Annotated in this window: 4 protein-coding genes; 3 read left to right on the forward strand and 1 reads right to left on the reverse strand. The window is 41.0% G+C overall.

Going from position 1 to position 10,909, the window contains the following annotated elements; translation table 11 throughout:
* Positions 1-147: 147 nt before the first annotated feature.
* The 3 genes from DUZ96_RS03370 (at position 148) to DUZ96_RS03380 (ending at position 6,947) form a co-directional block, all read left to right on the forward strand.
* The gene (locus tag DUZ96_RS03370; protein WP_114300544.1) at positions 148-5,718 is read left to right on the forward strand and encodes an alpha-2-macroglobulin; all 5,571 of its coding nucleotides are present in this window, start codon (positions 148-150) and stop codon (positions 5,716-5,718) included.
* Between the two features lie 69 nt (positions 5,719-5,787).
* On the forward strand, positions 5,788-6,636 hold the full coding sequence (locus tag DUZ96_RS03375) for an SH3 domain-containing protein (RefSeq protein ID WP_114300545.1): 849 nt from the start codon (positions 5,788-5,790) through the stop codon (positions 6,634-6,636).
* Between the two features lie 2 nt (positions 6,637-6,638).
* Entirely contained in the window at positions 6,639-6,947 is a 309-nt protein-coding gene (locus DUZ96_RS03380) for an antibiotic biosynthesis monooxygenase (RefSeq protein WP_114300546.1), read from the forward strand.
* Positions 6,948-6,952: 5 nt separating this feature from the next.
* On the opposite strand, the gene DUZ96_RS03385 is transcribed toward DUZ96_RS03380, so the two are convergent.
* Positions 6,953-10,711, reverse strand: coding sequence for a T9SS type B sorting domain-containing protein (locus DUZ96_RS03385; RefSeq protein WP_258774303.1), 3,759 nt, complete (start codon positions 10,709-10,711; stop codon positions 6,953-6,955).
* Positions 10,712-10,909: the final 198 nt, after the last annotated feature.

Genomic DNA, 10,909 nt, shown 5'->3' on the forward strand with positions numbered 1-10,909 from the left:
TTTGATTAAGGTAAAGGGTTAATTAACTTTAAGAACAATTTAACAACGGCTTAAAATCTAAAAGCTCAAAACAAGGCGTACTTAATTAACAAGAAAGTACCTACCTTTCTTTTTAAGTCGAAGTTTCATTCTAAATCCATCAACCCTATGCAGATCAAAAAGTATTTCGCTTTTGCAGTCCTCTTGACTCTAGCAATTTCGTGCAAAAAAAAGCCCGTAGAAACCGATAATATATTTAAGTTTAGGGATTACATAAGTTATACTACATCAGGTTTAGTTAGTGTTATTGAACCGGTTAAAATAAGCCTAACCGAAGCTGTTGCTGGATGGAAAACAAATGAAGATATAGACCCTGATTTAATTGAACTTCAACCTTATGTACAAGGAAAACTTCAAGCTTTAAATAATCATACAATAATATTTACACCAGATGAACCATTAGAACAATCAACAGAGTATACAGTCAAGGTAAAACTTGCCAAGATTTATAATACTATTCCAAAAGAGTTTCAAGACTATACCTTTCAATTCAAAACCATAACACCAAGTTTCAATATAATTACCAATAACCTTCAATCTTATAGTAAAGAATGGCAATACATTCTAGGTCAATTAAGGTCTGCCGATGTTATTTCATTAAATGATGCTAAAACTTTGGTAAAGGTTTCTCAAAGTAAAAATGAGTTAAAACTAATTTGGAATGAAATTGATGAGTACTCAAAATATTTTGAATTTAGGATTGACAGCATTAAGCGTAACGTTGAAGACAGTGAGCTTTCAGTTTCATGGAATGGTAAAGCAATTAAAGCTGAGAACAAAGGTGAAAACACTATTCTCATTCCGGGTAAAAACAATTTTACGGTAGTTGAAACCGAAGTTGTTCAAAATCCTGAACAATATTTGTCAATTAACTTTTCTGATCCTTTAAAACGACAACAAAATTTTGCTGGATTAGTAAACATTCAAGGTGTCCAAAACCCGAAGTATGTTGTAAATGGTAACGTTTTAAAAGTATATCCCAATACAAAATTAGTTGGCGACATTCAAGTTGATGTATTTACTGGTATAAAAAATACAGATGATTTTAAATTAAAGAATCCATTTTCAGGGCAATTAACTTTTGAAGAACTCAAACCGCAAGTAAGGCTTATTAGTAATGGTTCCATTTTACCGAACTCCAAAGATTTAAAAATAAATTTTGAAGCTGTTAATCTAAGTAAAATTGATGTAAGGGTTATAAAGATTTTTGAAGATAATGTACTGCAATTTCTTCAAGAAAATAATATGAATAGCAACTATGAAAACTCTATAAAACAAGTTGGTCGTAGAATTGCCAAAGAAACAATCACACTTATTCAAGATGAAGCACAGAACACAGGAAAATGGAAGGCTTATAGCCTTGATCTAGCAAACTATTTTCAAACAGACCCTGGTGCTATTTATAGAGTTGAGCTCAGCTTTAAACGCAGTTATTCTTTATACGATTGTACTTCAAGTTCAGAAACAACAGAAATTGATGAGGACGATTACTATGACGACTATTATGAAGAGGACGTTTATACCTCACAAGAGTTAACACCAGAAGAAGAGGAATTGCTTGAAGAGCAATACTGGGATAACCTAAACTATAATTACAGAAATTCTAATTATAGATGGCGAGACAGGGAAAATCCTTGTACGGATTCTTACTTTAATTATCAAAATCGTTCTATTGCCTTAAACCTTATTGGGTCTGACTTAGGTGTAATTGCCAAACAAGGGAATGATAATAATTACTTCTTTGCTGTAACCAATATTTTAAATACGAACCCTGTTTTAAATGCAAATATTACCCTTTATAACTATCAACAGCAAAAATTAGTTGAGGGTCAAACTAACAGTGAAGGTATTACGAAAATAGAAGCAAAAAAACGTGCCTCATTTGCTGTTATAACAAAAGGAAATAGCACAAGTTATATCAAACTTTTTGATGGTAATTCACTATCACTAAGCAAATTTGATGTCTCTGGAAATAAATTACAGCGTGGCTTAAAAGGATACATATATGGAGAACGTGGTGTTTGGAGGCCAGGAGATAGTCTTTTCCTAACATTTATATTAAATGATAAGGCTAATAAATTACCTCAAAGGCATCCTATAAAATTGGAGATAACTGACCCTGTTGGTAAACTCGTTTACAGAAAAGTGTCAAAAGATAATCTCAATAATTTCTACGATTTCAAGGTGCCAACCTCATCAGATTATAAAACCGGTAACTACAATGCAAAAATTTCAGTTGGAGGCGCATCATTTTCCAAAGTATTGAAAATTGAAACTGTTAAACCTAATCGATTAAAAATAAAGGTTGACTTTGAGAATGACATTTTATCAAAAGAAGACCCATTAAACGGTACGTTGAATGTAACGTGGTTACATGGCGCACCAGCAAAAAATATAAAAGCTGAAATTAAAGGCAAGTTCACCAGTGCCAACACAGCTTTTAAAGGATTCAATAATTTTATATTCAATGACCCAACACGAAATTTCAATACTGAAGAGTCTAATATTTTTGAAGGTAATTTGGATAGTGAAGGAAATGCTTCTATTGATACAGAATTGAATCTTGGCAATAATGCGCCCGGCATGTTAAATGCACAATTTTTGGTTAGAGCATTTGAAAATGGTGGTGATTTTTCTCTTGATGCATTTACTATTCCATATGCGCCTTATGAAACTTTTGTTGGTTTAAAATCTCCAAAAGGTAATTATTACGGCTCCTATTTTACTGATGAAAACCACACCTTTGACGTTGCAACAGTAAGTGCTGACGGAATGGGAATATCTAGAAACAATCTTGAAGTTAAGGTTTATAAAATAGAATGGAGATGGTGGTGGAATTCTTCTTATGATAATTTATCAAGTTATGTTTCAAGTAGTTACCATAGACCTGTTCAAGAGTTTAAAATTAGTACTGATGATAAAGGTAAGGGCAGTTTCAAACTTAAAATCCCTGAAAATGAAAGAGGGAGATATCTTATAAGGATATTAGATCCTGCAAGTGGTCATGCAACTGGTAGAACAGCATATTTTTATAAAAACTGGTGGTCTAATTCTCCTTCAACAGATAAAGAAGCTGCCAAAATGTTGGTCTTCTCAACAGACAAAAAGAACTACAATGTTGGTGAAATTGCAAAGCTTACTTTTCCTTCTGGTTCAGAGGGTAGAGCACTTATAAGTATTGAAAATGGAACAAAAGTTATTAGTCATCAATGGGTAGAAACAAAACCAGGTGAAACCACAATTGATATTCCGGTAACATCTGAAATGGCACCTAATATTTTTGTGAATATTTCTTTATTACAACCACATGCTATTACTTCTAACGACTTACCTATTAGGCTATATGGCGTAATCCCGATGATAGTTGAAAATCCAGAAACAAGATTAGAGCCTCAAATCAACATGCCAAATGTTATTAAACCTGAACAAAATTATGAGATAAAGGTTTCTGAAAAAAACAACAAGGCCATGACATATACTATTGCTGTGGTAGAAGATGGCTTACTTGATTTAACTAGATTTAAAACACCTAATGCTTGGAATAGTTTTTATTCTAGAGAGGCATTAGGGGTTAAAACTTGGGATATTTTTGATGATGTTATTGGAGCATATTCTGGGAGTATTGATCAAGTGTTTGCCATAGGAGGTGATGGTAGCGCTACAAAAGGCAAAAACAAAAAAGCAAATCGTTTTAAGCCTGTAGTTACTTATTTAGGTCCTTTTTTATTGGATGCAGGAAAAACCAAAATACATAAACTCAAAATGCCAAATTATGTAGGTTCTGTACGTGCAATGGTAATTGCCGGTAATAATAATTCAGAAGCTTATGGTAGTGCAGAAAAATCTGTGAAAGTTAAAAAGCCATTAATGGTATTGGCAAACCTTCCTCGTAAATTAAGTCCTGGCGAAAAAGTTACCCTTCCAGTTACTGTTTTTGCAATGGAAAGTAAAGTTAAAACTGTAAACCTTCAGCTAAAATTAAGTGATGGCTTAACTATAATAGGTAATAAAACCCAAACATTGAATTTCGCTAAGCCTGATGAAAAGATGACCTATTTTGAGCTAGATGTTACTAAAGCCAAAGGGATTAATACTATAGAAGTTATTGCTTCGGGTAATGGTGAAAAATCAACTTATAAAGTAGAAATTGATGTAGTAAACCCTAATCCATATACATCCCGTTTAGTAGATAGAGAATTAAAAGGTATTGGCACAACTGAAATTAAATTTGAAACTTTTGGTGTTCCCGGAACAAATTCAGCTACAGTAGAATTCTCTACACTACCACCAATGGATTTTACTAAGCGTCTTAATTATCTCATTAGGTATCCTCATGGCTGTGTAGAACAGACCACATCTAGTGTTTTTCCTCAATTATACCTAACAGATATATTTGACTTAACAGACCAAAAGAGAAGACTAGTTCAAAATAATATAGAAAACGGTATAAAAAGATTAGGTCAATTTCAACAACCAAGTGGTGGAATGAGCTACTGGATTGGCGAAAATTCTGCTAATGATTGGGGCACAAGTTATGCTGGTCATTTTATGATTGAGGCAGAGAACAAAGGATTCATTTTGCCCTTAACTTTTAAAAGTAATTGGATCGCCTATCAAAAACAAGCATCTAGAAATTGGAGGCCAAGTTACAGGTATAATAATGATTTAGCTCAAGCATACCGACTATATACCTTAGCATTAGCAGGTAGTCCAGACTTGGCGTCGATGAATCGACTGAGAGAATTTGAAGACCTATCTAATGATGCTAAATGGCGTTTGGCTGCTGCATATGCATTGGCTGGTCAAAAGGAAGCTAGTGAAAGTATTTCTAATGAAGCAAACATAGACTTTGAAAGTAGTAAAGACAATTATTACACTTATGGTTCTGTACACAGAAATAGAGCAATGGCATTAGAAGCTATGTTATTGACAGACAATTCTAAAAAAAATGATATAGCCAAACAAATTGCAAAATCACTTTCTAGTAAAGATTGGATGAGTACCCAAACAACGTCATATAGTTTATTAGCCATGGGTAAAATGATAAAGGAAAATGGTGGTAAAGAATTTAATCTTTCCTATACAATCAATGGTAAATCAGAAACTATATCTGCCAAAAGTGGTGTTGCACAACGAAATATACCAATTGTAGATGGCGAAAACCGTATTAGCATAAATAACACTAAGGAAAATGTTATATATGCAAGGATTATTAACTCTGGCAAATTAAAACTTGGAGAAGAAATTGCTGAACAACGTGGTTTTTCAATTTCAACGGTTTATAAAGATTTAAACGGAAATAAAATTGATGTTAGAAAACTTCAGCAAGGTCAAGATTTTGTTGCTACAATTAGCATAACAAATCAAACAAGTAGCAAAGTAAAGGATGTTGCATTAACACAAATATTTCCTTCTGGTTGGGATATCGTTAATACAAGATTTACAGACTTTGGCAATACAACGGTTAGCCAGGCAAGATACACAGACATAAAAGATGATAGAGTGAATTTTTACTTTGACATGGATCGAAAAGGTAAATATGGCACCATGACATTTAGTATAATGTTAAACGCCTCTTATCTCGGTCGCTACTACTTACCAGGGACGCAAGCTGAAGCCATGTATGATAATGATTATCTCGTTAGAAATAAAGGTCAATGGGTTACAATTGATAAATAAACAAATTTCATAAACTAAATAAATCCAGAACAAAACCGCTAATAATGTTCAACATAAAAATTAGAAATTATGAACTTTTTTAAACAAATTTTAGCACTTGTATTACTTGTTAATGTTTCACTTTTAAATGCACAAGAGCAAGCTTATGTTATTGCGGACAATGGATTATCAATTAGAGAAAAACCAGATGTGAACTCAGAAAAAATTGGTCAACTTAAGTACGGAGAATCCATTGAAATTTCCGAAAATACAGGTGAAAAACTAGTTATTCTAGACAACGGCAAAACTGTATCAGGAAATTGGGTGAAAATTAAAACTAGGACTAAATATGGTTATGTCTTTGATGGTTATTTAGCTAAAGAATTGACTAAAAGCATTGAAGCAGATTTTAAAGGATTAAGTATTAAAATAAAAGACTTGAAAAGCACGGATGAGTTTAAAGTGAAGTCTTTTTTTGACGCAGATACGGTGTCAGTAGATGTAGAACTTGGAGATTCTCCTGAAGGTAAAACTCTGTTGCTTAAGAATAAAAATTACAAAAGAGTAAGTATCTTTCAGCAATTTGAAAACAGTATTTCAATTACCAATGAAGGACCACATTGCGATCTTACCGAATGGAAACATTATTATTCTAACTGGGAACCAATTGAACAAATTAATCGAGGCACATATAAGACCTTGAAATACAATGAAGAAGACTGGACAAAGTTTATTAATGTTTCTATGGAAGAGTTAAAACAAGAAATTTTGGACTATTGTGGTTCAGACTGGGTTAAACATTTAAAAGATGCTAAATCAATTAAAGATTATCCAATTTCTGTTTCTACAAGTAGAATATTTTTAAAGATATTAATTACGGATTCTGAAGATAATATAATAGAAAAAGTCATTGAATTTAGAATCCCAATGGGTTGTTAACAATGAACAAATTTAAACCATATTTTGCTGTAATATTTACTTCTACGCACAACGACAGCATCGAAGGTTATTATGAAATGGCCAAAAAAATAGAATCCTTAGCAAAATCACAAAAGGGATTTCTTGGAATTGATAGTGCAAGAAACGAAGTAGGTATTACAGTAAGTTATTGGGAGAGTTTAGAGGATATTAAAAATTGGAAGTTAAATTCAGAACATCAATTTGCCCAAAAATTTGGAAAGGAGAAGTGGTACAGTTGGTATAATGTTAGGATATGTAGAGTTGAAAGGGAATATGATTTTAATAAATAAAGTTCTTACCTCTTTAATGTAAAATGGGCTTTCAGTTCCTTCCTTTGGTTTGTTATCGGCTCGTCGTACTCTACGGTGAACCAGTAATCGCTACTCGGCATGCTGTTCCCGTTGTAGGTCCCGTCCCATCCGGATCCCGTAGGGCTGATCTGCTTCAGAAGCTTGCCGTAGCGGTCAAATATATAAATTTTTGCCGTACTGCCAATCCCGACGATGTTCCACGTATCGTGGTTGCCGTCGCCGTTGGGCGTAAAGTACAGCGGGTAATCGATAACAAACACAGGCTCGGTAACGCTACCGCAACCGTTCTTGTCCCTGGCCGTCACCTCGTGCCCGCCAGGCGATACGTTCACGAACGTGCCGCTGTCCTGCCAAGGGCCACCGTCAAGGCTATACTCGTAATCGCCGGGACCGCCGGCCGTTGCCTCTATAACGTGGTTTTCCGCAAAAGCTTGTGTTACAACATCGACTACCAGTACCGGAGGCTCGCTCTCCACCACATCCGTAGTGTCTGTAGTACTACAACTGGTTACCGTAGAAGTGCTCGTGTCCGTGACCGTTACGCTGTAGCTGCCTCCCTGTTGCGGCATTAGGCTAGGCCCAGTAGCGCCCGCTATGACCGTACCGTTAAGGCTCCACTCAAATCCGTAGTTCGAAGCAGACAGGCCGGTATCAAGAACCAATGGGTCAAAGGCCTCAGAACCGTTAGTGTTCACGCAAAGGATATAGCTCGGGTCAAGATCAAAGGCCGGCAACGGGTTAACCTGTAAAGTCAGTGGCGCCACCGCAAAACAGATCGTACTTGTATTGTCAACTCTCGCATAGATCGTCTGGGGGTTCGCTATGTTCTGGTAGAGCACAGGAAGCGGGCTGACGTTAAGGTTCGCATCCGCCTCGGTGGCAAAGTACGTAACCGTATAGCCCGTAGGGTCCTGGCCGTCCAGAACCTGCGCGTCCTGGGTCGAAAGGTCAAACTGCAAACTGTCGTTGGCCGGGTTCCCGTCTACCTCCATGTTGTCGTCGCACTCCTCGTAAAGGATCGCATCCATATCCGGGTTCGCCTGTGCAGACTCCTGTACCTCGATATCGAAGCGCTGGCTAGAGATCGTGCAACCCGTCGACGTATCGGTTATCGTAACAAATATCTCCTGGGGGTTGCTCGTATTCGTATAAGGGCTCAAAATCGCATTTGCACTTGCCTCAGCATCCGCAAGGCTCGTATGGTAGCTCACCGCAAACTGCAACGGGTCCTGACCGCCAAGCACCTCTCCGTCCTTGCTCTCAAGGTCGAACGCTCCAAAACCGTCGGTATTGAGCTCGCAAAGTATAAAGTCGGTCACCACTACCACTTCCGGCAACGGATTTACCCTTATGCCAAAGTTCACTACCGTGAAACAGCCCGTAACGTCGTTCGTTACCCTCACGTAGATCGTCTCCGTGACTCCCGTACCCTCATTCGTATAGTTGGCAGGGTCCGCTATAGCATTGGTGCCTGCGCCAGCATCCTCCAGCGTCGTATGGTAGGTCGGCGTAACGCCGGCCTCCCCGTTCAATATCAATATCTCGTTCTCCGTAAGGTCGAAGACCTCAAGACCGTCGTTGATCACCGTCTCGTCGCAAAGCTCAATCGACGGAATCTGATCGCTCGGCGTAGGCGTCGGGATAGGAAGCACGCGGATCGTAACGGTCGTAAACGCAACACAGCCAAATACGTTCTCGCCCCTAACAAAGATCGTCTGAGGATTCGACATGTTCGCATAAGGGCCTGTTATAGGGCTACTGCCACTATCGGCATCCATCTGCGTCTGGTGGTAGGTCAGCGTAATGCCGCCCTGGCCGTTCAGTATCTCCGCACTGGCTCCCTCCAAGTTGAAGGCCTCCTGCTCGTCACCCGGGTCGTTGTCGTCGCAAAGCTCCAACGGCGATGGCGCGGTAAGCAACGGCAACGGATTTACCATGAGCTCCAGCTCCGTGAGCTTGTAACAGCCCGCCACCGTATTGGGGTCGTCCACGCGTACCCATATGGTCTGGCTGAAAGCCAAAGTGTTCGTATAGGCCGTAGGTACCGCTATCGCATTGACAGCGCCGTTGGCATCCGTTTCGTCATCGTAATAACTGAATACGTAGTCCATCGGGTCCTGGCCAGCTACCAGTACCTCTGCCTCAACAGACGTCAGGTCGAACTGCGCAAGGCCATCCGCCGAAATATCGTCGCACTCCTCCAAGGCTTCGGGCTCTAAAAGCTGTGGCGTAGGCTCCACTATTAGCTCGAGCTCCTCTATGGTATAGCAGTCCGTTGCTATCGTAGCGCTCTCAACCCTCGCGTAGAGCGTCTGCATGTCGGCCGTGATATTGCCATAGTCTAACAAGGTATCTATGGCATCCGAACCGCTTTCAGCATTCTCAGGTGTCTCGTGGTAGGTTACCGTTAGACCCAGTGCACCTCCCGTGATCTCGACATCGGCATCCGTAAGCGTAAAGAAGCCGAAGCCGTCGTTGTCGGGGTCGCAGTAGCGCAAAGGCTCAGGGTCAAAGGTTACGGGCGCCTGCTCCACCACAAGCTCGAGGGTCGTCGTGTCGTAACAGCCCGTAGAAGTGTCCTCAACCCGGACGTGGACCGTCTGGGGGTTGGATATGTTGTCGTAAGGGACCGGAAGTGCGTTGGCTCCCGTCTGGGCATCCGCAAGGTCAAAGTGATAGCTCACCGCGTAGCCCGGATCGTTGCCCGTGATCTCCCCGTCTTTGAGGCCAAGGTCAATGGACGTCTGACCGTCCGGAGTGCCGTCATCGCAAACCTCCAGTGCCGTTGGGGTCACTACAGTCGGCAACGGGTTGGCCGTAAACGTTACGATACTGCTGCTCGGGCAAATGCCGCTTGTCGTGTATTCTATGCTATAGGTTTCTCCGGGCGTACCGCCGGTTACTTCTCCCGTAGCCGGGTCTATCGACGCACCGTCCGTAGGTAGCAAGTCAAATGCAAAAGTACCTCCCGTTGCCCCGGTTATCGTTGCCGTACCCCCGTCACAGGTCGGGTCCACCGTGAAAGAAGCGTCGTCTATGGCCAATGAGGTAAAGGTAACCGTTTCAGATGTTGCACATACGCCTATAGTGCCATATGTGACCGTATAGGTCGTACTCGGCGTACCGCCGGTTACTTCTCCCGTAATCGGGTCGATCGACGCGCCGTCCGTCGGAGGCACATCGAACGTATATGTCCCGCCTGCAGTGGTTGTAGCTCCCGGTAACGCCGTACCACCGTCACAGGTCGGTACAACCGTAAAGCTCGCATCGTCTTCCTCGGTAACCGTTACCGTCTGCGTCGATGACTGCGGACAATCTCCGCTCGTGGTATATTCCAATGTATAGGTGCTTCCAGAAGTTCCGTTGGTTATCGCTCCCGTTGACGTGTCCAGTAGCGCTCCGTCACCCGGGTCCGGACTGAACGAAAACGTTCCTCCCGTATCTCCCGTGACCGTCGCAACCGCGCCGTCACAAGTCGGGCCAAGGGTAAACGAAGGGTCGTCAAGCATAAGTACCGTAAGGACCTCAGTGCTGCTCGACGGGCATATGCCACTTGTCGTATACACAACCGTATAGCTCGCACCCGGTGTGGCCAGGCTGACCTCGCCCGTATTCGGATCTATGATTGCAGTGTCCGTCGGTGACGGGCTGAAGCCAAAGGTCCCACCGGGCTCCGCAACGTTTATTGCCGTTCCGCCATCGCAGGTAGCATCCATAGCAAAAGACGGGTCGTCAATAGCCAATGAGGTGAAGGTCTGGACTCCTGTTGAAGGACAGGCTCCCGTGGTCGTATATTCTATAGTGTAGGTACTGCCAGAGGTACCACCCGTCACCGTTCCGGTCACAGGATCTATGGTAGCACCATCCGTTGGTGCAGGATTGAACGTGAACAAACCGCCAGGTGTCGCCAATGGCTGGTCCACCAATGCGCCATCGCAGGT

The sequence above is a fragment of the Winogradskyella sp. KYW1333 genome, assembly GCF_003335675.1.
Lineage (GTDB): Bacteria > Bacteroidota > Bacteroidia > Flavobacteriales > Flavobacteriaceae > Winogradskyella.